Consider the following 26,754-nt stretch of genomic DNA (forward strand, 5'->3'; position numbering starts at 1 on the left):
GGGGGTCTGTGCCTGCCACGCCCCCACGATGGACCTGACCGCCCCAACCCTGCGCCAGGACGGCGCCCGCCTGCTGATCTGGCCCCTGCTAGCCCTGGCCATCCTGGCCGCGCTGTGGAGCGCGGTCCGCTGGCAGGACGCCGAGGAGGATCTGCAGGCCGAGGCGAGTCTGCTGCGCGAAGCCCACAACTACGCCCAGGCGTACGAGCACTTCCTCGGCCGCTCGCTCGGCCAGATGGACCATATCAGCCTGCAGCTCAAATACGACTGGGAGCAGTCGGGCGGCCGCCTGGCGATGGACACCCTGCTGCGCCAGGGGATGTTCGCCGACGCCGCCTTCGCCGCCATCAGCCTGTACGACGCCCAGGGCCGGCTGCGCAGCAGCACGCGCCCGCAGCTGGCCCCGCCCCAGCTGGCCGACAGCCCGGCCTTCGCCTACCACCGCAACCACATCTCCACCGCGCTGCGCCTGCAGCTGCCGGCGCGCGGCCCGCACGGCCAGGACTGGATCGCCTTCTCGCGCCGGCTCGACACGGCCGACGATGGTTTCGACGGCGTCATCCTGCTGCAGATCGACGCCGCCTACTTCACCGCCTTCGATGATGGCCTCGGCCTCGGTCCGTCCGGCCTGGTCGCCCTGCGCCTGCTCGAGGACAACGGCGCGATCGCCCAGCTGGCCAGCGCCGACGGCCGCACCGAGCTGCTGCGCGACCTGCCCTGGCCGGGCGGCAGCAGCGAGACCGGCGCCACCCTGGTGCCGGCGCGCGCCTTCCCCGATGGCGAAGCGCGCGCGCTCGGCTGGCAGACGGTGCGCGCCTATCCGGTGCAGGCCCTGGTCGGCCTGGCCCAGGGACCGGCGCGCGCCGCGCTGACGGCCAGCCAGCGCGCGCGCCGCCAGTGGGCCACGCTGGCCAGTGTGCTGCTTGGCCTGGCCGGCCTCGGCGGCGCGCTGGCCAGCTGGCGCCTGCTGCAGCGCGAGCGCGCCGAGCAGGCCATCCGCGCCGCCTACCGCACCGCCACCGAGCACGCCAACGACGGCTTCTTCCTAGTCGAACCGGAGCGCGACGGGCGCGGCCAGATCCACGACTTCCGTCTGCAGGACTGCAATGAGCGCGGCGCCTCCTTCTATGGCCTGGGACGGGCCGAATTGATCGGCATGCGCCTGTCGCAGCTGCACGCTGGCCACCCGGTCTACTTCGCCCAGCTGCTGCACGAATACACCGACGCGCTGCACAGCGGCTTCGCCCAGAGCGACGTCGAGATGCCGCGCAGCGGCCGCATGCGCCTCGAGTGGGCGCAGCGCACGCTGGTGCGCGCCGGTCCCGGCCTGGCGGTGACCCTGCACGACATCTCGCGCCAGAAGCGCCACGAGACCGAGCTGACCAAGCTGGCCAACGAAGACACGCTGACCGGTCTGCCCAACCGCCACTGGCTGCGCGCCGAGCTGCCGCGCATGCTGGAGGCGGCCGGCGCCGGCGGCTACCGCCTGGCCCTGCTGTTCATCGATCTCGATGGCTTCAAGCAGGTCAACGACACGCTCGGCCACGCCGCCGGCGACAGCGTGCTGGCCGAAGTCGGCACGCGTCTGCAACGCCTGCTGCGCCCGGGCGACCATGTGGTGCGCCTGGGCGGCGACGAATTCCTGGTGGTGCTGGCCCCGGTCGAGAGCATCGCCACCGCCCACAGCGTGGGCGAGCGCGTGCTGCGCGCCCTGGCCCAGCCCTGCCAGCTGGGCGAGAACCAGTACAGCATCGGCGCCTCGATCGGCATCAGCTGCTATCCGGAGCATGGCCAGAGCGCCGAGGTGCTGCTGCAGCAGGCCGATATCGCCATGTATGCCGGTAAGACCGACGGCAAGGGCCAGGTGCGCCCCTTCCACCCGGCCCTGTTCGAACACCTGCAGGCGCGCAGCCAGGCGCGCCAGGCCCTGCGCACGGCCCTGGCCGAACGCCAGTTCTTCCTGATGTACCAGCCGCGCATCGACGCCCGCAGCGGCCAGCTGCTGTCGATGGAGGCCCTGCTGCGCTGGCAGCATCCGCTGCGCGGCACCATCGGCCCCGGCGAATTCATCGCGCTGGCCGAAAGCCACGGCATGATGGGCGAACTGGGCGCGCTGGTGATGGACCTGGCCTGCGCCCAGCTGGCCGACTGGCAGGCGCGCGGCCTGCCGCTGGTGCCGCTGTCGATCAATGTCTCGCCGACCCAGTTCGGCAGCGGCAGCGTCGACCAGCAGCTGGCCGAGGCGATGGCGCGCCACCAGGTCCCGGCCCATCTGATCGAAGTCGAGATCACCGAGTCAGCCATGATGGGCGAGCAGGCCGAGGTCCAGGCCCAGCTGCGCGCTCTGCGTGCGCTCGGCATCCGCCTGCACATCGACGATTTCGGCACCGGCTATTCCTCGCTGTGGCAGCTGCAGCGCCTGCAGATGGACGGCCTGAAGGTCGACCGCGCGTTCACCCAGGGCCTCGATCAGGGCAGCGACGGCCGCATCCTGTTCGAGGCCATCATCTCGATGGCGCATGCGCTCGGGATGACGGTGGTGGCCGAAGGGGTGGAGACGCCGCAGCAGCTGGCGATTCTGCAAACCCTCGGCTGCGACGAGGTGCAGGGCTTCCTGCTGGCGCGCCCGCTGCCGCTGGCCGCCATCGAAGCGCGTCTGAGCGCGCGCCAGTTCGACTTTGCCTGGCGCCCGGCGCGCGTGGCCTGAATCTGGCGCCGGCCGCGCCGCCGTGCTACTGTTGGGCCCTCCCTGTTTGCCGACCCGCTTGTGGAACACGCCTGCCGCCCCCGCTGCGCCGCCTGCTGCATCGCCCCCTCGATCAGCTCGCCGATTCCCGGTATGCCGAAAGGCAAGCCGGCCGGCGTGCCCTGCGTCCAGCTCGACGAACAACTGAACTGCAAGATTTTCGGCCAGCCCGAGCGGCCCGCCTGCTGCAGCGGCCTGCAGCCAAGCGCCGAGATGTGCGGCGACAACCGCGAGCAAGCCTTGCGCTGGCTCGGCATCCTCGAACGCGAGACCCTGCCCGCAGCGCCCGCCAGTCCCTGAATCGAGCGGGCTCGTGGTAAGCTTCGTCCCTTGCCGCGCGCCGCGCTCTTATCGAATCACTGCATGGACATCTTGCTTGCTCTCAAGGCCCTGGTCATGGGTCTGGTCGAGGGATTCACCGAATTCCTGCCCATTTCTTCCACCGGCCACCTGATCCTGGCCGGCAGCCTGCTCGACTTCACGGGCGAGAAGCAGAAGGTGTTTGAAATCGTGATCCAGGCCGGCGCCATTCTCGCCGTCTGCTGGGAATACCGGGCCCGCATCGCCAGCGTGCTGGCCGGCCTCGGGCGCGATCCCAAGGCCAACCGCTTCGCCGCCAATCTGCTGATGGCTTTTCTGCCGGCGGCCGTGCTCGGCCTGCTGTTCAACAAGGCGATCAAGGCCAGGCTGTTTGCGCCGGTGCCGGTGGCCCTGGCCTTCATCATCGGCGGCCTGATCATCCTCTACGTCGAGCGGCGCGCGCGCCTGCAGCCACGTGCGGCGCGCATCGACAGCATCGACCAGATGAGCGGGCTGGACGCGCTCAAGGTCGGCTGCGCCCAGGCGTTTGCCCTGATTCCCGGCACCAGCCGTTCGGGCGCCACCATCATCGGCGGCATGCTGTTTGGCCTGTCGCGCAAGGCGGCCACCGAGTTCTCCTTCTTCCTCGCGATTCCGACCCTGTTTGCGGCCACCGCCTACTCGCTGATCAAGGAACGCGCGCTGCTGTCGGCCGCCGACCTGCCGATGTTTGGCATCGGCGGCCTGGCCGCCTTCGTCTCGGCCTTCCTGTGCGTGCGCTGGCTGCTGCGTTACATCAGCAGCCACGACTTCTCTGCCTTCGCCTGGTACCGCATCGTGTTCGGCGCCCTGATCCTCCTGACCGCACATTTCCAGTGGGTGGTCTGGGCCGATTGATGCCATGAGCGGTACCGAAGTCGCCGACCAGGCGCGCCAGCTGCTGCAGACCATCTTCGGCTACCCGGCCTTCCGCGGGCAGCAGGAGGAGATCGTCACGCATGTCGGCCGCGGCGGCGACGCCCTGGTGCTGATGCCGACCGGCGGCGGCAAGAGCCTGTGCTACCAGATTCCGGCCCTGCTGCGCGACGGCGTCGGGGTGGTGATCTCGCCGCTGATCGCGCTGATGCAGGACCAGGTCGACGCCCTGGCCGAAGTCGGCGTGCGCGCCGCCTTCCTGAATTCGACCCAGACTTTCGATGAGACGATGCGCATCGAGAAGCTGGTGCGGCGCGGCGAAATCGATCTCGTGTACGTGGCGCCCGAGCGCCTGCTGACCCAGCGCTGCCTGGACCTGCTGCAGGATACGCACATCGCCCTGTTCGCGATCGACGAGGCGCACTGCGTCAGCCAATGGGGCCACGACTTCCGGCCCGAGTACATCCGCCTGTCGGTGCTGCACGAGCTGTTCCCCGAGGTGCCGCGCATCGCCCTCACGGCCACCGCCGACGCCCAGACGCGCGCCGAGATCGTGCACCGCCTGGCGCTCGAGAACGCGCGCCAGTTCGTGTCCTCGTTCGACCGCCCCAACATCCGCTACCAGATCGTCGAAAAGACCAATGGGCGCAAGCAGCTGCTCGACTTCATCACAGGCGAACACGCGGGCGACAGCGGCATCGTCTACTGCCTGTCGCGCAAAAAGGTGGAGGAGACGGCCGAATTCCTGCAGGAGCATGGGATCCGCGCCCTGCCCTACCACGCCGGCATGGACAACACGGCGCGCGCCGCCAACCAGGCGCGCTTCCTGCGCGAAGACAGTCTGGTGATGGTCGCCACGATCGCCTTCGGCATGGGCATCGACAAGCCCGATGTGCGCTTCGTGGCCCACCTCGATCTGCCCAAGAGTATCGAGGGCTATTACCAGGAGACCGGGCGCGCCGGGCGCGACGGCCTGCCGGCCAGCGCCTGGATGGCCTACGGCCTGCAGGACGTGGTGCTACAGCGGCGCATGATCGACGAGTCGGAGGCCGACGAGACCTTCAAGCGCGTGCTGTCGGCCAAACTCGACGCCATGCTGGGCCTGTGCGAGACCCTGTCCTGCCGGCGCATCCGCCTGCTCGCCTACTTCGGTGAGCACAGCGGCCCGTGCGGCAATTGCGACACCTGCCTGTTCCCGCCCGTGTCCTTCGACGGCACGGTGCCGATGCAAAAGCTGCTCTCGACGATCTACCGGGTCGACCAGCGCTTTGGCGCCGGCCATGTGCTCGATGTGCTGCGCGGCGTGGAATCGGAGAAGGTGCTGCAGTGGCACCACCAGACGCTGTCGGTGTTTGGCATCGGCAGCGACCGCGGCAACGACGAGTGGCGCGCCATTTTGCGCCAGGCGATCGCGCTTGGCCTGGTCTGGGTCGACCACGACGCCTATGGCTCGCTGAAGCTGACCGACAGCGCGCGCCCGGTGCTCAAGGGCGAGCAGCGCGTGCAGCTGCGCCAGTACGAAAAGCCGGTCAAGGCGCGCCGCGCCAGCACCCCGCGCGGCCACGTGGAGGCCGATCTGAGCGCGCACGAACAGCAGCTGTTCGACAAGCTGCGCTGGTGGCGCGTGGAGATGGCGCGCACCCACAATGTGCCGGCCTATGTGATTTTTCCGGATGCGACGCTGCGCGACATCGCGCGCGCGCGCCCGACCACCCTGGCCGCGCTGCGCGGCGTTTCGGGCGTGGGCGACAAGAAGCTCGCCTCGTATGGCGAGGAGATCATCCGCCTGATCGGCGCACTCGACGCCGGCGACTAAGCGCTCAGACGCGCTTGAACACCAGGTCCCACACGCCGTGGCCCAGCTTCAGGCCGCGGTTCTCGAATTTGGTCAGCGGACGGTAGGCCGGCTTTTCGGCATAGGCTTGCGCGGCGTTGGCCAGCAGCGGCTCCTGCGACAGCACTTCCAGCATCTGCACGGCGTAGTCCTCCCAGTCGGTGGCGCAGTGCAGATAGCCGCCCGGCGCGATCTTCTGCACCAGCTTGGCCACGAAGGGCGCCTGGATCAGGCGGCGCTTGTTGTGGCGCGCCTTGTGCCAGGGATCGGGGAAGAAGATGTGCACGCCGTGCAGGGCGCCATCGGGAATCATGTGGTCGAGGACTTCGACCGCGTCATGCTGGATCAGGCGCAGATTGCGCAGGCCCTGTTCGCCGATCAGCTTGAGCAGGCTGCCCACGCCGGGCGTGTGCACTTCGACGCCGATGAAATCCGTGTCCGGCATGGCCTGGGCGATCTTGGCGGTCGAATCGCCCATGCCGAAGCCGATTTCCAGCACCACCGGGGCCTGGCGGCCGAACGGCGCATGCAGGTCGAGCGCCGCCTTCTGATACGGAATCAGGAAGGCCGGGCCAAACTGCTCGAGCGCCTTGGCCTGCCCGGTCGACAGACGGCCGGCACGCGTGACAAAGCTGCGGATACGGCGCTCGGTCGGGTCATACAGCATCTGGCGGGTGTCGTCGTTGCTCATGGCATGTCGGTCATTTGGCGGGGCCGACATTCTAGCATGGGGCTCGCCCTGGTTGATCACGGCGGCCGCTAACAAGGGCAGCGCGCGAAATAGGCATCACACCGTCAGGTCTGCGCACCGACGCCCGCTGTCGCATCGCGGCCGGCCCCCATGCCCGCTATCGCCATCCCGCTGAAGCGGCGGATCGCCGCCAGCGTGGCGGCGGTGTCGTCCCCGGCGGCCTGGCCGAGGCGCCGTTCGAGCGTCGCGTGGGCCGAGGTGAAGGCCAGAATCTGCCCGAGGTAGGCGTGGGTCAGCATCACGCTGTCGACCGCGTCCGCTGCGCTGCCGGTCAGACGGGCGATCAGGGCGCCGATCAGCGCGTGCACGGGTTCGACGAAGGCCGCATACAGCTGCGCGAAGGCGGGCGAAGGATGGAACTGCTCGCGCGCGAGGAACAGGGCCCAGACGCCGCGATCGCCGGTGGCGAAGATGGCCTCGGCGACGGCGACGGTGGCTTCCAGCAGCAGCGCGCGCACGGCCGTCTGATCCGCCGCCGGCAGGCGCGCCTGTACCGAAGCGGCCAGCGCCTGCACACGCGCGCCGGCGGCGCTGGCGATATGCTCGGCCACGGCCAGGTAGACGCCCTCCTTGCCGCCGAAATGATAGGGAATCGCCGCCTGGTTGACTGCCGCCGCTTCGGCCAGCTGGCGCGTCGTGACGGCCTCGTAGCCATCGCGCGCAAACAGGCGCATCCCGGCCGCGATCAGGCGCTGGCGGGTCTCTTCGGCACGATCATGTCGCGGCATGGCTTAGCCCTGCGATTGCGAGACCGAGCGGCGAAAACGCAGCGAGGCCAGGGTGAAGAACACAGTGCCGATCCCCGCGATGGCGAGGAAATCGGGCCAGACCTGGCGGAAGATGGCGCCGCGGTACAGAATGCCCTGGGCCAGGCGCACGAAGTAAGGCGTGGGCGTGGCCTGCATGATGTTCTGGACGATCTCGGGCATGCTCTCGCGCGGCGTGACCCCGCCTGACAGCAACTCCAGCGGCACGATGGTGAGGATGACCAGCAGCCCGAATTGCGGCATCGAGCGCGCCAGCGTGGCGAGGAAGATGCCGATCGACGCCGCCGAAAACAGATACAGCGCGGCGCCGCACAGGAACAGCGGAATCGAGCCGGCGATCGGCACCGCCATCAGGCCCTGGATGATCGCGATCAGGGCCACTGCGGCGCCAATCAGCACGGCCAGGCCATTGGCCCAGATCTTCGCCACCAGGATCTGGAAGGGCGTCAGCGGCATCACCAGCAGGTGTTCGAGGGTGCCGTGTTCGCGCTCGCGGATGAAGGCGGCGCCCACCAGAATGATGGTCAACATCGTGATATTGCTGATCGTCTCCATCACCCCGCCGAACCAGAAGCCCGTCAGATTCGGATTGAAGCGCACGCGCGGCGCGATCCGCACCGGCAGCTCGGCCCCGTCGCGCCGCCCGGTCAGATATTCATTGAGCTCCTCGGCGAAGATGGTGCGGATGTAGCTGGCGCCGATGAAGGACTGGGTCATGATGGTGGCGTCGATATTGACCTGGATGGTCGGACGGCGGCCGGCCACGAAGTCGCGCTGGAAGTTCGCCGGGATCATGATCACGAACGACACCTTGCCGTGATCGAGGGCGGCGTCCATCTGCGCCAGCGACAGGTGCTGCACCGGCCGGAAGTAAGGCGGCGTGAGCGCGCCGACCAGGCGCTGCGACAGCGGCGAACGGTCCTCGTCGACGACGGCCACCGGCGCCTGGCGCAGCTCCTGCGCCACGCCTTTGGCCGCGCTGTAGATGGCGCCGGTGAAGGCCCAGATGATCAGCACCAGCAGCACGGTGTCCGCACCGAGGCTGCGCAGCTCCTTCAGGCCCAGGCGGAAGATGTTGGTCAGCGAATCGCGCAGCATCTCATTTTTCCTGTTTTGGCAGCAGGGCGACCGAGGCCGCAGTCAGCACCGGCACAAAGGCCAGCAGCACCGCGAACTGGCCGGCCAGATCGGCAAAGCCCAGCGCCTTGGTGAAGACACCGCGGCACAGGGTCAGGTAGTAAGTCGTGGGGAAGAACTGGCCGATCCAGTAGGCCATACCTTCGAGCGAACCGACCGGCGTGGTCAGGCCGGAGAACTGAATCGCCGGTAGCATGGTGAGGATGGCGGCGCCAAACAGCGCCGCGATCTGCGTGCGCGTGAAGGTGGAGATCAGCAGGCCGATACCGGTACTGGTCGTCACATACACGAGCGTGCCCAGGGCCAGCGCGCCGAGATCGCCCTTGACCGGCACCTTGAACGAGTACACCGCCTGCAGCACCAGCGCCAGAAAACTGATCATCCCCACAGCGATATACGGCAGCTGCTTCCCGAGCAGGAATTCGGTGCGCGTCACCGGCGTCACATACAGGTTGGTGATCGAACCCAGTTCTTTTTCGCGCACCACGCCCAGGGCCATCAGGATCGCCGGGATGAACATCAGCAGCAGCGGGATCACGGCCGGCACCATCGCGTAGATGCTGCGGAAGTCCTGGTTGTAGCGGTAGCGCAGCGCGATATCGGTGGGCAGCAGCTCCGGCCGATTGCCGGTTTTTTCGGTGATCAGCTTGACCAGGTAGTCCTGGTGCATGCCAAGCACATAGCCGCGCGCCGTCTCGCCGCGGAAGGGCAGCGCGCCATCGACCCAGACGCCGACTTCGGGACTGCGCAGCAGGCGCAGATCGCGCCCGAAGTTCGGCGGTATCTCCACCGCCAGCGATAGTTCGCCGCTCTCCATCCGGCGCGCCATGTCGGCATCGTCGCGGATATCGGCGCGGCGGTCGAAATAGCGCGAGCCGGCGATGTTTTCGATGTAGGCGCGCGACTCGGGCGACTGGTCGCGGTCCAGCACGGCGAAGCGCAGGTTCTCCACGTCGAGCGAAATGCCCAGGCCCAGCACGAACATCAGCAGCACCGACCCAATCAGGGCGAAGGCCAGCCGGATCGGGTCGCGCCGCAGTTCAAGCGATTCGCGGTAGGCGATGCCAAGCAGGCGCGCCAGGCTGAAGGCGGCCGGCGCCGCGGCCTTGCGCACCGCTGCCGGCGTGGGCGCGGCGCTGGGCGCGGGCGTGGCGCTGCGTTCGGCGGCGGTGGCCTCTTCCAGATAGCCGATGAAGGCTTGCTCCAGACTATCGGCGCCGCGCGCGGCCTGCAGCGCGGCCGGGCTGTCGCTGGCCAGCACCCGCCCCGCATGCATGAGCGAGATGCGGTCGCAGCGCTCGGCCTCATTCATGAAGTGAGTCGAGATGAAGATGGTGACGCCCTGCTCGCGCGAGAGCTCCACCAGCAGCGCCCAGAATTCATCGCGCGCGATCGGGTCGACGCCCGAGGTGGGTTCATCGAGGATCAGCAGGCGCGGACTGTGCACCACTGCCACCGCCAGCGACAGGCGCTGGCGGATCCCCAGCGGCAGCGCGGCGGCCGGCATGTCGACATACGGCGCCAGGCCAAAGCGCGCGGTCAGCGCCGCGATGCGCGGGCCGATCTGCGCGGCCGGCAGATGGAACAGGCGCGCATGCAGGTCCAGGTTCTGCATCACCGTCAGTTCGCCATACAGCGAGAACGACTGCGACATGTAGCCGACCTGGCGCCGGCTCTCCAGATTACCCGCGTCCACCTGATGCCCGAACAGGCGCGCCTGCCCGGCCGTGGGCGGCAGCAGGCCGGTAAGCATCTTCATCGTGGTGGTCTTGCCGCAGCCATTCGAGCCGAGAAAGCCGAAAATCTCGCCGGTGCCGATTTTGAAGCTCACGCCATCGACCGCGGTGAAGTCGCCGAAGCGCTGGGTCAGGCCCTCGGCCTCGATCGCCCAGGCCTGCTGATCGGCCGGGCGCGGCGGAATCACCAGCGCCTGGTGGCCACGGCGGCGCTCCTCCGGCAGCAGGCGGATAAAGGCCTCCTCCAGCGTGGCGCTGCCGGTCTGCGCTTTCAGTTCGCTGGCCGAACCGGTGCCGACCACGCGGCCCGCGTCCATCGCCACCAGCCAGTCAAAGCGCTCGGCCTCCTCCATGTAGGCGCTGGCCACCAGCACGCTCATGCCCGGACGACGCGCGCGGATGGTGTCGATCAGCTCCCAGAACTGGCGGCGCGAGAGCGGGTCGACGCCGGTCGTGGGTTCATCGAGAATCAGCAAATCGGGGTCGTGCACGAGGGCGCAGCACAGGCCCAGCTTCTGCTTCATGCCGCCCGAGAGCTTGGCGGCCGGCCGGTCGCGGAAAGGCGCGAGGCCCGTGGCCGTCAGCAGTTCATCGATGCGGGCGGCGCGCTCGGCGCGGCCCTGGCCGAACAGGCGGCCAAACGAGTCGACATTCTCGGCCACCGACAGGCTTGGGTAGAGGTTCTTGCCCAGGCCCTGAGGCATGTAGGCGATGCGCGGCTGGACGCGGCTACGGAAGCGCCGCTCGCTCAGGTCCCCGCCGAACACCCGCACCTCGCCCGACTGCAGCTTGCGCGCACCCGCCACCAGCGCCAGCAACGAGGACTTGCCGACACCATCGGGCCCGATCAAGCCGACCATGACCCCGGCCGGCAGCGCGACGCTGACATCGTCGAGCGCCGCCACCGCGCCGTAGCGCAGGCTGACGCCGGCCAGACTGGCGACGGCAGAGGGCTGCGGATCCGTGCGCATGCCGATTTACCGCGGCGTCAGCGCAGCCGGCCAGGGCGTGTTCGGCACGGTCAGCACATAGGCCACGCCGGGCATGCCAGGCTTGGCCAGTTCCGCGTGGGCGGCCAGCCAGGCCGGCTCCACCTGGACCTTCACGCGGAACATGAACTTCTCACGCTCGTTGCGGGTTTCGACTTCCTTCGGCGTGAACTGCGAGCGCGGCGCGACAAACACCACGCGCGCCGGAATCACCTGGCCCGGCAGGGCATCGAGCACGATGCGCGCGGGGCTATTCAGGGCGACCTTGCCGGCCTCGCTGGTCGGCAGGTAGACGGACATGAACACATCGGACAGATCGAGCAGGGTCAGCACCTTGCCGCCGGCCGCGATCACCTCGCCCGGCTGGGCCAGGCGATACAGCACCCGCCCCGCCAGCGGCGCCTTGAGTGCGGCATCGGCGATGGTCACCTTGAGCGCATCGACGCGCGCTTCGGCCGCCGTGACGGCCTCGCCGGCTTCGCGCAGGCGGCTGCGCGCAGCCGCGGCGCCTGATTCGGCCGTCTGCAGGGCGCTCTGATCGCGGTCGAGCCGATCGCCGGAGAGGAAGCCGCGCTTGACCAGTTGATCGGTGCGCCCCAGGGTCAGGCTGGCCAGCTTCTGCTGGCTGTTACTGCTGTCCACCCCAGCCCGGCTTTCCGCCACCGCGGCGCGCGCCTGGGCCACCTGGGCCTGGGCGGCGCGCAGTTGCGCCTGCAGGTCCGCCACATCGAGGCTGGCCAGCACCTGATCGCGCACGACGGCATCGCCCTCGCGCACGGCCACGGTGGCCAGCCGCCCGGCCACCTTGGTGGCGACATCGACCTCGGTGGCCTCGAGCCGCCCGTTGCCGAGCGCGATACCCGGCGGCAGGCTGGTCTGATGCTGAGACCGCAGCAGCAGGAAAATGGCCACGCCGACCACCAGCAGGATCACCAAGGCCGACCAGCGGCGCAGTGTGAGGAAAGACATGGCTCCACTCCCTTTAACCCGCCACAGCACCAGGCCCGGCGAAATTCATTCATTTGAATGACTTCATTCTACTCCGAGGGATTCCTGTGGAAAACATGTCCAAATCAAAATTTCGAATAAATCGGGGTCAGACCCCATTTATCTGCTGGGCAAGGAAGCGCCTGGGGATATTGAAAAATGGGGTCTGACCCCATTTTTTCCGAGGCGCAATAAAAAAGCCAACCGGCTAGGGTTGGCTGTCGCGACGGTGCTCTGTGGAGCGGGTGATGGGAATCGAACCCACGTATCAAGCTTGGGAAGCTGGCGTTCTACCATTGAACTACACCCGCAGCGCCCCGCATTCTACGCGAAACCCGGCAAGTCTGGCAAAGTCCCCCGATTGTGGAGCCTCTGCAACCTGCCCGTCACAGGTATTGGGTATTATGCAAGGCTATGAATCCACAAAGCATCAAATTCCGGCTCATGGCGGTCACCATCACGCTGATGGTGGTCGCGGTCCTGGTTCGGATTCTGGTCGCCATGCCGATCGCTCAGGAAGAGGTGGAGCGCTCGACCGAGGACCAGACCATGTCGCAGGCGACCTATGTCGCCCAGGACATCGACGAAGCGATCCGCGCGCGCCTGCTGATGGTCAGCTCCCTTGCCTCCGCCCTGCCGCAGAACCTGCTGACCCAGGGCGATGCGCTGGAAGCCTGGCTGGGCGAGCGCCAGCGCATGGCGCCGCTGCTCGACCGCGGCCTGACCGTCCTGCCCATCGATGGCAATGGCGTGCTGGCCGACTATCCGCCCGTGGCCGCGCGCGGCAAACTCAATTACCGCGATACCGAATGGTTCCAGCGCGCGCTGGGTAGCCGCGGCGCGGTGCTGTCGCGCCCTGCGCGCGGGCGCATCAGCGCTGAGCCGATCCTGATTTTTGCCGCCGCCGTGCGCGATGCCGATGGCCGCGCACGCGCTGTGCTGGCCGGTGTGGCGCGCCTCGACGCGTCCAGCCTTCTGGGCCGCGTGCAGGGCCACCATGTGGGCCGCAGCGGCGGCCTGCTGGTGGTGGCGCCCGACGATCGCCTGTTCGTCGGCGCCAGCGATCCGGCCATGGTGTTCACGCCGCTGCCGCCAGCCGGCGTCAATCCGCTGCACGACAAAGCCATGAACGGCTTCCGCGGCAGCGGCATCACCACCAATGCCCAGGGCGTGGAGGAGCTATCCGCCATCGCCAGCGTGCCGACCACCGGCTGGTTCGTGGTGGCGCGCGTGCCCACGCGCGAGGCCTTCGCCGTGATGCAGTCGTTTAAACGCGTGGTCCTGACGTTCGGCCTGGCCTTTTCGGCCCTGCTGATCGCCATCATGGTGCTGGCGCTGCCGCGCATTCTGCGCCCTCTCAGCACGGCCGCCAGCGCGATGCGCGATATGGCCGATGGCAAGCGCGAACTGGCGCCGCTGCCGGTGCAGGCCGATGATGAAGTGGGCCAGATGCTCGAGGGCTTCAATCATCTGGTCAAACGCCTGCGCGAGAAAGAGGCGGCGCTCGAAGCGAGCGAGGCGCGCATGAGCTACATCGCCCATCATGACTCGCTGACCGGCCTGTATAACCGCGCCATGCTGGAAGACCACCTGCAGCAGGCCATCGCACGGGCGGCGCGCGGACCGGCCGTGTTCGCGCTGCTGTTCATCGACCTCGATGGCTTCAAGCCGGTCAACGACGCCCACGGCCACGATGTCGGCGACGCCGTGCTGGTGGAAGTGGCGCAGCGCCTGAGCGCCGGGCGGCGCCGCACCGATACCGTGGCGCGCCAGGGCGGCGACGAATTCGTGGTCCTGCTGGCCGACCTGGAGCAGGGCCGCGCCGATGCCGAGGCCATCGCGCGCCATTATCTGCAGGTGCTGGCCGAGCCCTATCTGGCGGGCGAAGTGCGCGTCAACCTGTCGGCCTCGATCGGCATCGCCATCTATCACGGCATTGCCTTGTCCGGGTCGCAGCTGATGTCGCGCGCCGACACGGCCATGTACGCGGCCAAGCGCGCCGGTAAGAATCAGTACTGCATCTACGACGAAGCGCTCGACAGCAATCTGGCCCGCTTGGCATAATCGCCGGATGAGCACCCCGACGCCGACCCTGCCCCCGCCCGAAGCCGTGCGCGAGTTCGACCGCCACGTGGCGCGCGTGGGCTGGCGCGGTTGGGGCATGCTGGCCCTGCTGGGCGCGATTCTCGCGGCGATCATCGTCTGGTCGGCCGTCGGCGACGTGCCGACGCGGGTGCGCGGCAGCTGCATCATCATGCATCCGGCCGGCGTCACCGACGTGACGACCGACGTGGCGGGCCGCATCACGGCCCTGCTGGTCAAGCCGGGCGACAGCGTCAGCGCGGGCCAGGAAGTGGCGCTGGTGGCCACGCCCGACCTGTACGAAAAAATCCAGTCGGCACGCCAGTCGGTGGCCGATCTCGAGGCCGAAGCGCGCGTCGCGCGCGAGCAGACCAGCAACAGCGTGCGTCTGGCCCACGACAGTCTGGCCGAGCAGCGCGCCGCCCTGCAGCTGCGCGCGCGCAGCGATCAGAAACGCATCGCGCTGCTGGAGCAGCAGGTCGACATCAATAATCGCATCCGCAAGGAAGGCCTGATCACCGAGCGCGCCGCCGCCACCACGCCGCTCGATCTCGCCGACGCCCGCGCGGCGCTGGAAGACACCCAGCGCAAGCTGGTCGACATCGACAAGCAGGAGGCCGACCTCGCGCGCAAGAGCAGCGGCACCCTGGCCAAGCTCACCCTGCAGATCCAGGATGCGCGCCGCGCGCTGGCCGCACTCGAAAACCAGGAGGGCGCGGTGACGCGCCTGCGCGCGCCGACAGACGGCAAGGTGGTCGAGGTCAAGGCGGGGCTGGACGCGCCGGTCAAGCGCGACATGGCGGTGCTGTCGCTGGAACGCATCGATAACGCCGGACGCGAGCTGGAAGCGGTGATGTATGTGTCGGCCGCGGATGGCAAGAAGATCGCGGCCGGGCAGGACGCCGAGCTGCTGCCCAGCCACGCCAAGCGTGAGGAGCATGGCATGCTGCGCGCGCGCGTGCGCACCACCTCGGCCTACCCGGCCTCGCCCCAGGGCCTGTTGAACACCATCGCCAATCCGGACCTGATGCGCGAACTGGCGCGCGGCACGGCCACCTATGAGGTGCGGCTGCAGCTGCTCAAATTGGGGCCGGGCGCCGGTCCCGGCAACCCGTATCAGTGGACCAGCGCAGGCGGCAACCGCGTCGCCATTTCGAGCGGCGCCCTGTGCCAGGGCGAGATCCTGGTCCAGCACGAAAAGCCGGTGGCCATGGTGCTGCCGATCTTCCGCAGCACCGTCAAGCAGGGCCAGTAAGCGCGGTTCAGGGCAGCAGCTGCTCGAGCGCCACGGTGAAGCCCTGCCCTTCCGGTTTCAGCAGCCGTCCGGTCTCATACAGAATCGTGGCGCGCGCCTGCACATAGGCCAGCTGATAGGCCAGGCGCCCCTGGATCGCATTATTCAGGCGGTCTTCCACATTCAGTACGTCGATCAGGGTGGCGGTGCCGAGCTGGCGCTTGGTCACCGTGTCGCGCAGGGCGGCGCGGTAGCGCTCCACCGACACGGCCGATGAAGCCAGCTGGGCTTCGACCGCGCGCAGATTGCCATAGGCCGCTTCCACATTCGCCAGGATGCTCTGTTCGAGCGCCTCGCGGCGCAGGCGCGCGCTGTCGGCATTGGCCAGCGCCGTCAACAGCGGGCCTTCGGTGGCGGCATTCGCCATCGGCAGCGAAAAACTCAGCTTGGCCGACAAGCCCGGGCCGGCGGTGCGTGCGGTCGGATCAAAGGCGGCCGGATTGGCGCGCGTACCCTCTTTCAGGCCGGCGTAGTAGGCGCCCAGCTCCAGGTCCACCGTGGGGCGCGTGGCCAGGCGCGCGCCGGCCAGACGCTCCTGCGCCGCCTGTTCGCGCAGGCGCAGGGCCTGCAGATCGGCGCGCCGTTCCAGTGCCTGCTGGCGCAGGCTCTCCAGCAGGCTGGCGCCGGCCTGCTCGGGCAGGATTTCGGCCGGCAGCGGCAAGGCCTCGGTGGCGACGGCATCCATGCCAAACAGGCGCGCCAGGGCAAAGCGGCCGTCGCGCGCCTTTTGTTCGGCGCCGATGCGCGCGGTCTCGCGCTCCTTCACGGCGGCCTGCATCAGGTTCAGTTCCGCCGGCGGCAGTTCGTCGGCCGCCACCAGCTTTTCGGTCTCGCGCTGCAGCTGGCGCACGCGCTGCTCGGCGCCCAGCGCCACCTGGGCCGAGGCCTGGCGCGAGGCCCAGTCCCAATACGCCTGCACCACGGCCAGCACGGTGCGCGCGACCACCTGTTCGGTGTCGCGCAGGCTGGCCTGATATTCGAGGCCGGTGGCATTGCGCACGGCCAGCGCCTCGCGCCCGGCGTTTTTCTGCAGCGGCAGGCGCAGGCCGAAACTGAGCTTGTCGACGTTCTGGCGCGGGATGTTCTGTGCCTGCTGCACGTCGTCGCGCGTGCTGGTCAGCGCATAGGCGCCAGTGAGCACATAGCCGTTCTCCAGCTGACGGCTGGCGCCGAGGCTGTAGCTGTTGACGTTCAGGTCCTGGTCCACTCCGGCCGCCAGAAAGCGCGCGCGCTCGTCGGCACGCAGCGGGCGCAGATCGCGGTTCTGGCCTGCGCTGGCCGTCAGCACCGTGTCAAAGGCGGCCTCGCTGCTCTTGCGCGCCCCGGCGCTGGCACCTTCCGCGTAGCGCTGCAGCTGGATGTCGGGGCTGCGCTGCAGGCCGAGGGCGATGGCGTCGCGCAGGGCCAGGCCCTCGGCCGCCTGGGCGGCGGCGCTGGCCAGCAGCAGGGACAGGAACAGTGGCCGCATCATTCAACCCGCGAGCTTCTTCAGCATGCGGTCAAAGCGCGTGCCGGCCAGGTAGATTTTGTCGACCAGCTCCTCGTTGATCTCTTCCAGTTCGGCCTTGTCCGGCGCGGGGCCATTGCCACCATAGCCGAAACGGCGCGTGGTGTTGCGCACCCGGTCGGACAGGAAGATCGCCAGCGCGCGGTAGAAGCGCGCGGCAAAGGCCGGGTCGGCGGCGAGCTTCTCGCGCAGCACGGCATGCGGCAGGCGCAGCGTGACCACGCCGTCCTTGGCGCGCACGGCGGCCGTGGTCTTGGCCGGATCGACCAGCGACATCTCGCCCAGCACCTCGCCGCTGCCGAGGGTGACGATCACGGCGCCGCTGCCGGCCACCACCTCCACCTGGCCGTCGAGCACGAAAAACAGCGAGTCCACACGCGTGCCCAGACCAATCAGCTCCGACCCGCTGGCGAAGGCCGCGCGTTCGCCATTGGCGGCCAGCCAGTCGACATCGTCGTCCAGCAGTTCGCTCAGAATGAACAGGACTTTACGCACTCTACTTCCTTTCAGTGTTGGGCCGACAGCGACTGTTCATCGGCCATGCGCCGGAACAGGCCATCGGCCGCCATCAGTTCGCGGTAGCTGCCATGCTCGGCCACGCGGCCGTTTTCCAGCACGATGATCTGGTCGGCGTCGACCAGCGAGGCCAGACGATGGGCGATCACGATGCGGGTGATGCGCAGGCGCGCCAGATTGGCCATGACGCGCGCCTGGGCCGGGCCATCGAGCAGGCTGGTGGCCTCGTCGAGGAACAGCACCGGCGGCTTGCGCACCAGCGCGCGCGCGATCAGGATGCGCTGGCGCTGTCCGGCCGAGAGCGTGCTGGCGCCATCGCCGATCACGGTGAACATCCCCATCGGCATGGCGCGGATATCGGCATCGACGGCCGCCGCTTCGGCTGCGGCCCAGGCTTCGTCCAGGGTCGCGCCGGAGTCGCCGACGATATTCGCAAACAGGTCGCCCGCCAGCAGGCGCGTATCCTGCAGCACCACGCCGAACTGGCGGCGCAGTTTGCGCAGGTGGAGTTCGGCCAGGTCCTTGTTATCAAACAGGATCGAGCCCGCGCCCGGCTTCTCGAAGCCGAGCAGCAGGCGCAGCAGGGTCGACTTGCCCGAGCCCGAGCCGCCCACGATGGCGACGAAATCGCCCGGCTTGGCCAGCAGCGAGACCTCGTGCAGCACCGGCGGGCCGCCCGGGTAGGCGAAGCTGACGCGATTGACTTCGACCTGGCCGCCGAGCGCACCGGGGTCGGTCTTGCCGGCTTCGGCCTCGGGCAGGGTTTCGAGAATCGGGCGCGCCTGATTGTAGGCGCCGCCCACGGCGACGATTTCGACCAGGGTTTCGCACAGCCCCAGCACGCCCTTGAACACACCGCCAAAGGCCGCGAAGAAGCCGACGAATTCGCCGGCCGACAGATGGCCCGGTCCCTGGCTGGCGACCAGATAGCCGGCCAGGCCAAACAGCACCAGCACGGCCAGGTGGTCATAGGCGCGGAAGAACACGTTCTCCACCACGCGCAGGCGCGCCATGCCGGTGTTCGGCACCTCGCCGATCGCGTGCTCGCGCGACCACTGGGCAAAGGCGCGTCCTTCGGCGGCGGCCACGCGCAGCTTGCCCACGCCCTGGATCATATGCAGCACCAGCGCCGACAGCTTGCGCGGCGAGTCCGGCGCATTGGCCGCGATGTGGCGCGTGCGGCGGCGGAACCAGGTGACCGCGCCGGCGGCCAGCACCACCATGGCCAGGGCCATCAGCGACAGGCTGGCGCTGAACCAGAACAGCACCACGAAGTTCAGGGCCGAGAAGGCGCCGGCAAAGATGCTGGCGACCGTGCGCGCCGACAGAATGCGGATCACGCGCTGGCAGGCGCGCACGCGCGCCTCCAGATTCGCCACCGTGTACTTGCGGTGGAAAGCGGCCGGCATGCGCAGCAGGCGATCCCACACGGCTGCCTGGATCGCCATGTCCATCTTGTCCTGGATGCGCAGCACCATCAGCGAGCGCACCAGCGAGAACACGGCCGAGGTCAGCGACACGCAAAGCAGGGCCAGGCCCATTTGAACCAGCGGCATCTGCTGCGCGCCCGGGATCACCACGTCCATCACGCGCGCCGAGGCGAGCGGCACCACCAGGCCAAGCAGGCCGATGACGCCGGCCAGCGCGATCACCGCGGCCATTTCGCGCGTCTGCCCGTGCAGGCCAAAGCGCAGCAGATCGAACTCGTTGAGGGCCTTGTTCGGCAGCGGGCGGTAGAACACAAAGGCGTAGGGCTTCACGCGGCGCGCCGTCTCGGCATTCACCGGCACCGCCTTGCCTTCATGGGCATGCAGCAGGTAATTGCGCTGGCCGCCTTCCGGCACCAGCGCGATCGGCAGATCGCTTTCGGCGTCGAAGGCCAACAGCGGGCCGTTGTCGGCCTCCCACCAGCGCCCGGTCAGCAGCACCTGGCGGCAGCGCACCCCGTTGGCCTCGGCCAGATCATTGGCCGTATCGGCATTGGTGCGCCCGCGCCGCACGTCGCGCGTGAACGGCATGCCCAGCACGCGCCCGACATGCTGCATCACCGTCAGCAGCGGGCCCGGGTCCTTTTTGCCGGCGTCCAGCCAGCTGCGGTCGCCCTCGACCAGGCCGGCCAGCGCGGCCATGCCGGCGTTCAGGTCGTTGGCGTCGCGCAGGCGTGCGTCGCTGATGCGCGCCTCCTCGTCGGCGCCTTCCGCAAACCCGCGTTCCCAGGCCATCTTGAAGGACAGGTCCCACAGACGCTGCAGGCTGGCCATGCGTACGTCCTGGGCGGCCTCGCCGAAACGGAAGACGTCGAGCACCACCTCTTCGGCCGCCGTCAGCGCGATCTCGCGCGGCAGCGCCACCAGCGCGCCCGGATGCAGCTCCTCGCCATCGAGGCCGTCGACCAGCAGGAATCCGGTCTGCACGCGCGCCAGCACCAGCGCCGGGCTGGCGATGCGCTGCCCCTCGTGCGCGGCGAACAGGCCGCGCGTGATCGCACAGTCGACCGGCAGGCCAGCCGCCGGCGGCGGCCAGCAGGCGGCCACCGCGCTGGCGCCATTGAGCCAGGGTTCCAATTCGGTGACGGCCGCCGGCAGCGGCGCCAGACGCGCACCGGCGGCCGGAAAGCCGACCACCCGATAGCGCTGGCGCCCGCACAGCACATCCTGCATCGGCGGCAGCACCGCCGGTCCATCGACCTGGCCAAGACCGATCAGCCCACGGCCGCCCGGACGCGGATCGTGCAGGAACAGGCTGAAGGCGCCTGCCTCCAGCAGCGCTCCGTGTTCGAGCGTGCGCGCCTGGCGCGGCAAAGGCACGGCGTTCATGCACCCTCCAGAATGCGGCGGCAGGCGCCCTGCGGTTTCGCATACAGCTCGCCGAATTCGCCCTGTTCGGCGATGCGCCCGTACTCGAGCACCATCACGCGGTCGCAGCGCGCCAGCGTGAAGCGGCGGTGGGTGATCATGATGGTGGTGCAGCCGCGCCGGCGGCAGTTGTCGAGGATGGCGTTTTCCAGCGTCGCGTCGAGCGAGCTGGTGGCCTCGTCCAGCACCAGGATGCGCGGGTTGGTGCACAGGGCGCGCGCGATGTCCAGGCGCTGGCGCTGTCCGCCCGAGAGATTGCGCCCGTTCTCGTCCATCTTGGTGTCATATCCCCTGGGCTGGGCCATGATGAAGTCATGGATCATCGCGTCCTTGGCGGCGGCCACCATCTGCGCCTCGCTCAGGCTCTTGTCCCACAGCGTGAGGTTGTCGCGGATGGTCCCTTCGAAGAACTGGATCTCCTGATCGACGTGGGCGACGCAGGCGGCCATGAATTCGCGCGGATAGTCGGCGCGCGCGCGCCCGTCGAACAGCACCTCGCCCGCGACCGCCGGATACATGCCCGCGATGATGCGCGCCAGCGAGGACTTGCCGCTGCCCGAAGCGCCGACGATGCCGATGCGCTCGCCCGGCAGGATCGACAGCGAGAGCTTGTTAAACAGGTCGCGGTCCTGCGGGCTGTAGGCAAAGCGCAGCTCGCGCACGTCCACCGCGCCCGACAGCTTCTGCGACACGTCCACATCCTCGGCCGGCGTGGCGGCCACCTGCGGATCGGTCTCGCAGCGCAGCACATCGTCAAGGCGCTGCAGGTCGCCGCGCAGGCGCTGCACTTTTTCCAGCACGCCGAACAGGTCCGACATCGGGCGCGCGAAGTTCACCACCAGCCCCTGGAAGGCGATCAGCATACCGATCGTCAGATAACCGTCCATCACGCGGAAGCCGCCGATCACCAGGATCAGCACCGTATTCAGCATCATCAGGAAGGCCGGCACCAGCGCATAGCGCGAGCTGGTCGTCTCCATGCGCTGGTTGGCCTTCACCACCTGCGCATGCTGGGCCATGAATTTGCTGTAGAAGTAGCTGTCGTCGGCCGATGCGGCCAGTGTCTCGATCATCGCGATGCCATTGGCCGCATTGCCCTGCAGGCGGCCATCGGCGATCGCGTAGCTGACCGAAAGCTCCTGCGTGCGGCGCGCCGCGAACTGGAAGGCCAGCATCGACAGCACCACGATCAGGACGCTGATCCCCGTCAGCAGCGCATCGTAAGTCAGCATCACCGCCACGAAGAAGAAGGCCAGGCCGCCGTTGATCAAGGCGCGCGCCAGGTCGCCCGAGACCACCTTGGCCACCGACTCATTGAGCTTCAGGCGCGAGGCCACCTCGTTGGCCGCACGCTGCGCGAAGAAGGGCACCGGCATATGCAGGATGTGCCAGAAATAGCGGCTGGTGGCGGCCAGCGACAGCTTGTTCTGCAGCTTGAGCAGATGGTCGCCCTGGAGCCAGAGCAGGGCCGCCTCGAGCGCCGTGGCCAGCGCCAGCCCAAGCAGAATCGGCAGGAACCAGCTTTGCTGATTGTCGATCAGGATGCGGTCGACGAACATGCGCGTGAAGACCGGGATCACCATCCCCGGAATCACCAGGAACAGGCCGGCCAAAGCGGCAAAGGCCAGGGCCGGCCGGTCCGCCGCCAGGCGCCCCAGCATGGCCTGCAGCAGACCGCCGCTGCGGCTGCGCTTTTCGAATTCCGGTCCCGGTTCGAAAGTCAGCACCACGCCGGCGAAGGCGTCCTCGAATTCGGCCATGCCGACCGTGCGGCGGCCGCAGGCCGGATCATTCAGATAGGCCAGGCCGTCCTTGCCGAAGCCCTCCACCACCAGGAAGTGGTTGAAGTTCCAGAAGACGATGAAGGGTCCCTTCAACTTCGGCAGTTCGGAGGCGCGCGTGCTCCAGGCCTGGGCCTGCATGCCGAAGCTGCGCGCCGCCGCCAGCAGGTTCGAGACCTTGGAGCCATCGCGCCCGACGCCGCAGCGCACGCGCAGCTGGTCGAGTGGCTCGTGGCGGCCGTGATAGGCCAGCACCATGGCCAGCGCCGCGGCGCCGCATTCGAGCGACTCCATCTGCATCACGGTCGGCGTGCGCACCACGCCGTGGCGAAGGCGGTCGAGGTTCATTGGATCCCCGTCCAGCGCTTCAGGGCCGGCATGATCATCTCGATCGGGCGTTTGCGCTTGACCAGCACATCGGCGCTGCACAGCGCACCGCTATGCACGGGCGGCGGGCGGCGCGCGGCAGCCGACCACTGATAGCCATTGCCGCTGGCCGCGCGGTCCAGACGCACGCGCACTTCCATGGTCGCCTTGTCGTTGGTCAGTTCCTTGACCACGTCCGGGTTCTGCAGCAGCTGGCCGATGGCGGCGCGGCTGGCCGGGAAGGCCGAGACATTCGCCACCGTGCCGCGGATGAAGCCGAATTCCTGCCGCTTCACATAGCTGGGCGTGACCTCGGTCGCCATGCCCACCTTCAGCTGCTTGCCGGTGTTGGCGTCGACGAACAGCACCGCGATCAGGTCGGCGCGCTCGTCGCCCTCGGCCAGTTCGACCGTCGCCACCGGCGAACCGGTGGCCAGCGCCACGCCGTTCTGCGCCTTCACTTCCACCACGCGGCCGTTGTAGGCGCTCTTCACCGTCATCAGTTCATCGCGCTGCTTGTTCAGCAGAGCCACTTCGCGTTCGGCCTGGGCCACCTGCAGCGCCAGCGCGATGCGCTCGCCATCGAGATTGCGTTTGTCCTCGCTGGCCTGGAACTGCAGCTGCTTGGCGCGGCTTTTCAGGGCCGCCTGCTCCAGCACCACGGCTTCGCGCTGGTCCTGCGCGGCCACCAGATTCTGGCGCGTGGTCAGACCGTCCGCATACAGGGCCTGCTGCGCCTGCACGCGCTTCTCCAGCAGGGCCAGACGTTGGCCGATCGTGGCCAGACGTTCGGCCACGATCGCCTGTTCGCGCGCGGCCGCCGTTTTACCGAGCGAGCCGCTGCGTTCGATCAGGGCATCAGCCTCCTGCTGGCGCGCGCGCAGATCGGCCAAGCGCGCCTGCGCCTTCACCAGGCGCTGTTCGAACTCCGGCCGGCGCAGCGTGGCGATGACCTGGCCCGGCCGCACCTGGTCGCCGACATGCACGGCCAGGCCATCGAGGCGGCCCTCGGCCGCGCTGGTGATTTCGGAAATGCCATGCGAACCCAGCAGAATGCAGCGCCCGGCCACGCGCGAATCGACCTGGCCCATGCCGAGCCAGGTGAAAAACACGACGGCCAAAATGACGAGACCCGCCGCAAACAGCCGTTTGGGCGGGTGGTTCACTGCTGGCAAATCATCCCAGCGGTCGGGAGATTGCAGGCGCTCCGGAGAGGGCGTGGCGTTCACGCTGCGGGCAGTCCGTTGTTATGATCTTTAGAGAAACAATCATAACCGCTTTGAATCTTGCTTGGAAGATAATAGCCAAAATTCCCCCAATCCCATGCAACAAAAACGGGGTCAGGTCCGGCAATCGGACATTTCGGAACTTTTCGAATTCCGAAAAGTTCGCGAATGTCCGATTGCCGGACCTGACCCCGTTCAGTATTAGCGGGGGAGGCCGTCGGGGCCGAGGCGCTTGATCTCGCCCCAGTTCAGCGCGCGGATCGGGGCTTCGATCTTGCGCAGGTCGCCAATCACCAGCCACACGAGCTGCTCGGGTCGGATGTAGCGGGCGGCGGCGCGCGCCAGGTCGCCTTCCTTCAGCTGGCCCACGCGGCTCGCATAGCCGGCCCAGTAGTCGTCGGCCAGGCCGAGATTGCTGCTGCTGACGAGGGCGCCGTCGAGCGCGGCCAGGGTGTCGAAGCGGGCCGGCAGGCGCGCCTGCACATTGCGCATGATGGAGTCGAATTCGGCCCCACGCACCGGGCGCGCACCGGCCTGGTCGCGCACCTCTTTGGCGATCTCGCGCATCGCTTCGGCCGTCTTGTCGGTCTGGACCGGGGCCTGCACGATGAAGGCGCGCTGGCCGCGCACATTCAGCAGCTGGGCGCCGGCGCCGTAGCTCCAGTGCTTGTCCAGGCGCAGATTGCGGTTCAGGCGCGAGGTCGACATGCCGCCGAAATTCTGCATCACCACTTCCATCGCCAGCTCGTCGGCGCCGCCGCGCGCTTCGCTCAGGTGGGCGGCGACGATCATCGATTGCGGCGCATCGGGCTTGTCGATCAGGTAGATCGTGCGGCCCGCATGCTGGACCGGCGCCGGCACCGGCTTGGCCGGGGCGCTGCCGCCGCTCCATTTGCCGAAGGCCGCCTCGACCTGGGGCAGCAGCTCGGCCAGCGTGGTGTCGCCGCTGACGATCAGGGTGGCGCTGCCCGGCTTGACCCAGCGCGCATACCAGGCCTGCACATCCTCGCGCGTGATGGTGTTCATGCTCTGCGCGGTGCCGAGGGCGACGTTGGCATACGGGTGGCCGGCGCCGTACAGCAGCGGCGGCAGCAGGCGCAGGGCCAGCGGCGCCGGCTGCGCCACCTCCTGGCCGATCTGGGCCAGGCGGCGCTTCTTCATGTCGGCGATGGTGGCGGCCGACAGGCCGGGTTCGAGCACGGTCTCGGCCAGGATGCCGAGCGCGGGACCGAGATTGGCGCGCGTGGCCTGCAGGCGCAGCAGGCTCTGGTCGGGCGTGGAGGCGCTCGACAGGCGCGCGCCCAGGTCTTCCAGCGCTTCGGCCAGCTGGAAGCCGTTGCGGCGCGCGCTGCCGCGCTCCAGCGCTTCGAGCGTGAGCGCGGCCAGGCCGGCCTTGTCGGCGCTGTCGGCAGCCAGGCCGGCGTCGAGCACCAGGCTGGCATTCACGATCGGCGCGCCGTGGCGTTCGGCCAGCACCACCTGCAGGCCGTTCGGCAGGCGCGCGCGCTGCACGGCCGGGAACTGGACGGCGGCGAACTCGCCCAGCGGCGGCAGCTTGCTGCGGTCGACGTCGGTGCTGGCGGCGGCCAGTTTGGGGAAGGGCTTGACCACCATCGTGTAGTGGTTGGCGCCGGCCAGCCAGCGGCGCGCGGCGGCCTGCACCTGCTCGGGGGTGGCGGTGGCCGCGCGTTCCAGCTGATCGAGGTAGGCGTCGGGGCGGCCGCCGTAGGTCTGGCTCTGGGCCAGCACGTCGCTGCGTCCGCCCATGCCGCCCAGGCGCTCGGTGGCGCGCGCGAAGTTCGCCAGCAGCACGGTGCGCTGGCGCGCCAGTTCTTCGGCGCTCGGGCCTTTCTCCAGCAGGGCCGCCAGTTCGGCGTCGAGCTCGCGCTCGGCCTGGGCCACGCTGGCGCCTTCGCGCAGCACCATGCTGATATCGAAGCGGCCGCTGATTTCGGCGTCGCTGACGTTCGCCGAGACATTGGTGATCAGGCCGCGCAGGCGCTTTTCCAGGCGCGCGCTGCGGGTCCCGGCCAGCACGCGCGCGAACATCTCGAGGTAGGGGGTATCGGCCCCGCGCCAGCCCGGCACGTGGTAGCTGCGCGTCACGCGCACCTGGGGCACGTGGTCTTCCATCTCGTCGCGGATCGGGCGCTCCAGCTGCGGAATCCATTCGACCGTGCGCGGCAGGGCCGGGCCGGGCGGAATCGCGCCGAAGTACTTCTGGCTCAATTCGCGCGCGCGCGCCGGGGTGGTGTCGCCGGCCAGCACCAGCACTGCGTTATTCGGGCCGTAGTAGGTGGCGTACCAGGCCTTCACGTCGTCCAGACTGGCGGCGTTCAGGTCGTCCATGCTGCCGATCGTCGACCACGAATACGGATGCGAGTACGGATACATGCGCGCCACGATCTCGTTGCGCACGCGCCCGTACGGCTGGTTCTCGCCCTGGCGCTTCTCGTTCTGCACCACGCCGCGCTCGCGTTCGAGCATGGCCTGGGAGATGTTCGCCGCCAGCCAGCCCATGCGGTCGGACTCAAGATACAGCGTGCGTTCGAGCGCGGCCACCGGCACGTCTTCGAAGAAGTTGGTGCGGTCGGTATTGGTGGTGCCGTTGCGGTTATTCGCGCCGATATCGTCCATCGCCTCGCGGAAGCCGTGCGGGTAGTGCTCGGAGCCGTTGAAGAAGAAGTGCTCGAACAGGTGGGCAAAGCCGGTCTTGCCGCGCACCTCGTTGCGCGAACCGACGTGATACCAGAGATTGACGGCCACCACCGGCGCACTGTGATCCTCGTGCACGATCACGGTCAGGCCGTTGGACAGGGTGAAGCTCTGGTAGGGAATCTGATAGGCCTTGCGCTCGAAGGCGGGACTATCGGCCAGGGCGGGAGCGGCAAGCAGGCAGGCGGCCAGGCCGAGGGCAGCGAACAGGTGGCGGGACATGGTGAGCGCGCGGGACAAAAACCCCCAT

At 68.6% G+C, this 26,754-nt stretch carries 17 protein-coding genes and 1 tRNA gene; 6 read left to right on the top strand and 12 right to left on the bottom strand.

The window, feature by feature from the left end:
* The first annotated feature begins 28 nt into the window (after positions 1 to 28).
* The 4 genes from LZ005_RS18570 to recQ all read left to right on the top strand — a co-directional run bounded on the left by LZ005_RS18570 (position 29) and on the right by recQ (position 5,777).
* The gene (locus LZ005_RS18570) at positions 29 to 2,707 is read left to right on the top strand and encodes an EAL domain-containing protein (protein ID WP_237809998.1); all 2,679 of its coding nucleotides are present in this window, start codon (positions 29 to 31) and stop codon (positions 2,705 to 2,707) included.
* A 42-nt stretch (positions 2,708 to 2,749) separates the two neighbouring features.
* Positions 2,750 to 3,046 carry a YkgJ family cysteine cluster protein gene (locus tag LZ005_RS18575; RefSeq protein ID WP_237810032.1) on the top strand — a complete coding sequence of 99 codons (297 nt, stop codon included), beginning with the start codon at positions 2,750 to 2,752 and terminating at the stop codon, positions 3,044 to 3,046.
* 63 nt (positions 3,047 to 3,109) lie between these two features.
* Positions 3,110 to 3,943, top strand: a complete 834-nt coding sequence (locus LZ005_RS18580; protein WP_237809999.1) for an undecaprenyl-diphosphate phosphatase — start codon at positions 3,110 to 3,112, stop codon at positions 3,941 to 3,943.
* 4 nt (positions 3,944 to 3,947) lie between these two features.
* A complete protein-coding gene (gene recQ / locus LZ005_RS18585) occupies positions 3,948 to 5,777 on the top strand; it encodes a DNA helicase RecQ (RefSeq protein WP_237810000.1) in 1,830 nt (609 codons plus the stop codon).
* Between the two features lie 4 nt (positions 5,778 to 5,781).
* On the opposite strand, the gene trmB is transcribed toward recQ, so the two are convergent.
* From trmB to LZ005_RS18615, 6 genes are all read right to left on the bottom strand, one after another.
* The gene (trmB, locus tag LZ005_RS18590; RefSeq protein WP_237810033.1) at positions 5,782 to 6,462 is read right to left on the bottom strand and encodes a tRNA (guanosine(46)-N7)-methyltransferase TrmB; all 681 of its coding nucleotides are present in this window, start codon (positions 6,460 to 6,462) and stop codon (positions 5,782 to 5,784) included.
* A 128-nt stretch (positions 6,463 to 6,590) separates the two neighbouring features.
* Complete coding sequence (locus LZ005_RS18595) at positions 6,591 to 7,274, bottom strand: CerR family C-terminal domain-containing protein (RefSeq protein ID WP_237810001.1); 684 nt, start codon at positions 7,272 to 7,274, stop codon at positions 6,591 to 6,593.
* 3 nt (positions 7,275 to 7,277) lie between these two features.
* Positions 7,278 to 8,411 (bottom strand): ABC transporter permease, encoded by a 1,134-nt coding sequence (locus tag LZ005_RS18600; RefSeq protein ID WP_237810002.1) that lies wholly within the window; start codon positions 8,409 to 8,411, stop codon positions 7,278 to 7,280.
* 1 nt (position 8,412) lies between these two features.
* The gene (rbbA, locus tag LZ005_RS18605; RefSeq protein ID WP_237810003.1) at positions 8,413 to 11,157 is read right to left on the bottom strand and encodes a ribosome-associated ATPase/putative transporter RbbA; all 2,745 of its coding nucleotides are present in this window, start codon (positions 11,155 to 11,157) and stop codon (positions 8,413 to 8,415) included.
* Between the two features lie 6 nt (positions 11,158 to 11,163).
* A complete protein-coding gene (locus tag LZ005_RS18610) occupies positions 11,164 to 12,144 on the bottom strand; it encodes an HlyD family secretion protein (protein WP_237810004.1) in 981 nt (326 codons plus the stop codon).
* Between the two features lie 255 nt (positions 12,145 to 12,399).
* Positions 12,400 to 12,473, bottom strand: a tRNA-Gly gene (locus LZ005_RS18615).
* Positions 12,474 to 12,576: 103 nt separating this feature from the next.
* Here LZ005_RS18615 and LZ005_RS18620 point away from each other — a divergent pair.
* Positions 12,577 to 14,226: a diguanylate cyclase domain-containing protein gene (locus LZ005_RS18620; protein WP_237810005.1), complete on the top strand. Its 1,650-nt coding sequence runs from the start codon at positions 12,577 to 12,579 to the stop codon at positions 14,224 to 14,226.
* Between the two features lie 7 nt (positions 14,227 to 14,233).
* The gene (locus tag LZ005_RS18625; RefSeq protein ID WP_237810006.1) at positions 14,234 to 15,499 is read left to right on the top strand and encodes an NHLP bacteriocin system secretion protein; all 1,266 of its coding nucleotides are present in this window, start codon (positions 14,234 to 14,236) and stop codon (positions 15,497 to 15,499) included.
* 7 nt (positions 15,500 to 15,506) lie between these two features.
* Here the strand turns inward: LZ005_RS18625 and LZ005_RS18630 are convergent, their stop codons facing one another.
* The 6 genes from LZ005_RS18630 to LZ005_RS18655 all read right to left on the bottom strand — a co-directional run bounded on the left by LZ005_RS18630 (position 15,507) and on the right by LZ005_RS18655 (position 26,726).
* The gene (locus LZ005_RS18630) at positions 15,507 to 17,009 is read right to left on the bottom strand and encodes a TolC family protein (protein ID WP_237810007.1); all 1,503 of its coding nucleotides are present in this window, start codon (positions 17,007 to 17,009) and stop codon (positions 15,507 to 15,509) included.
* Positions 17,010 to 17,540 (bottom strand): cyclic nucleotide-binding domain-containing protein, encoded by a 531-nt coding sequence (locus LZ005_RS18635; RefSeq protein WP_237810008.1) that lies wholly within the window; start codon positions 17,538 to 17,540, stop codon positions 17,010 to 17,012.
* 11 nt (positions 17,541 to 17,551) lie between these two features.
* Positions 17,552 to 20,377: an NHLP bacteriocin export ABC transporter permease/ATPase subunit gene (locus LZ005_RS18640; protein WP_237810009.1), complete on the bottom strand. Its 2,826-nt coding sequence runs from the start codon at positions 20,375 to 20,377 to the stop codon at positions 17,552 to 17,554.
* Positions 20,374 to 22,545, bottom strand: a complete 2,172-nt coding sequence (locus LZ005_RS18645; protein WP_237810010.1) for an NHLP family bacteriocin export ABC transporter peptidase/permease/ATPase subunit — start codon at positions 22,543 to 22,545, stop codon at positions 20,374 to 20,376. Before LZ005_RS18645 ends, LZ005_RS18640 begins: the two co-directional genes overlap by 4 nt.
* The gene (locus LZ005_RS18650; protein WP_373889353.1) at positions 22,542 to 23,792 is read right to left on the bottom strand and encodes an NHLP bacteriocin system secretion protein; all 1,251 of its coding nucleotides are present in this window, start codon (positions 23,790 to 23,792) and stop codon (positions 22,542 to 22,544) included. Before LZ005_RS18650 ends, LZ005_RS18645 begins: the two co-directional genes overlap by 4 nt.
* 198 nt (positions 23,793 to 23,990) lie before the next feature.
* On the bottom strand, positions 23,991 to 26,726 hold the full coding sequence (locus LZ005_RS18655; protein WP_237810011.1) for a pitrilysin family protein: 2,736 nt from the start codon (positions 26,724 to 26,726) through the stop codon (positions 23,991 to 23,993).
* Positions 26,727 to 26,754: the final 28 nt, after the last annotated feature.

The organism is Massilia sp. TS11 (assembly GCF_022012445.1).
Classification (GTDB): Bacteria; Pseudomonadota; Gammaproteobacteria; order Burkholderiales; family Burkholderiaceae_D; genus Telluria.

Coding starts and splice junctions, on each gene's coding strand:
- LZ005_RS18570 (WP_237809998.1), top strand. CDS start 29: ATGGACCTGACCGCCCCAACCCTGCGCCAGGACGGCGCCCGCCTGCTG.
- LZ005_RS18580 (WP_237809999.1), top strand. CDS start 3,110: ATGGACATCTTGCTTGCTCTCAAGGCCCTGGTCATGGGTCTGGTCGAG.
- recQ (WP_237810000.1), top strand. CDS start 3,948: ATGAGCGGTACCGAAGTCGCCGACCAGGCGCGCCAGCTGCTGCAGACC.
- trmB (WP_237810033.1), bottom strand. CDS start 6,462: ATGCTGTATGACCCGACCGAGCGCCGTATCCGCAGCTTTGTCACGCGT.
- LZ005_RS18595 (WP_237810001.1), bottom strand. CDS start 7,274: ATGCCGCGACATGATCGTGCCGAAGAGACCCGCCAGCGCCTGATCGCG.
- LZ005_RS18600 (WP_237810002.1), bottom strand. CDS start 8,411: ATGCTGCGCGATTCGCTGACCAACATCTTCCGCCTGGGCCTGAAGGAG.
- rbbA (WP_237810003.1), bottom strand. CDS start 11,157: ATGCGCACGGATCCGCAGCCCTCTGCCGTCGCCAGTCTGGCCGGCGTC.
- LZ005_RS18610 (WP_237810004.1), bottom strand. CDS start 12,144: ATGTCTTTCCTCACACTGCGCCGCTGGTCGGCCTTGGTGATCCTGCTG.
- LZ005_RS18620 (WP_237810005.1), top strand. CDS start 12,577: ATGAATCCACAAAGCATCAAATTCCGGCTCATGGCGGTCACCATCACG.
- LZ005_RS18625 (WP_237810006.1), top strand. CDS start 14,234: ATGAGCACCCCGACGCCGACCCTGCCCCCGCCCGAAGCCGTGCGCGAG.
- LZ005_RS18630 (WP_237810007.1), bottom strand. CDS start 17,009: ATGATGCGGCCACTGTTCCTGTCCCTGCTGCTGGCCAGCGCCGCCGCC.
- LZ005_RS18640 (WP_237810009.1), bottom strand. CDS start 20,377: ATGAACGCCGTGCCTTTGCCGCGCCAGGCGCGCACGCTCGAACACGGA.
- LZ005_RS18645 (WP_237810010.1), bottom strand. CDS start 22,545: ATGAACCTCGACCGCCTTCGCCACGGCGTGGTGCGCACGCCGACCGTG.
- LZ005_RS18655 (WP_237810011.1), bottom strand. CDS start 26,726: ATGTCCCGCCACCTGTTCGCTGCCCTCGGCCTGGCCGCCTGCCTGCTT.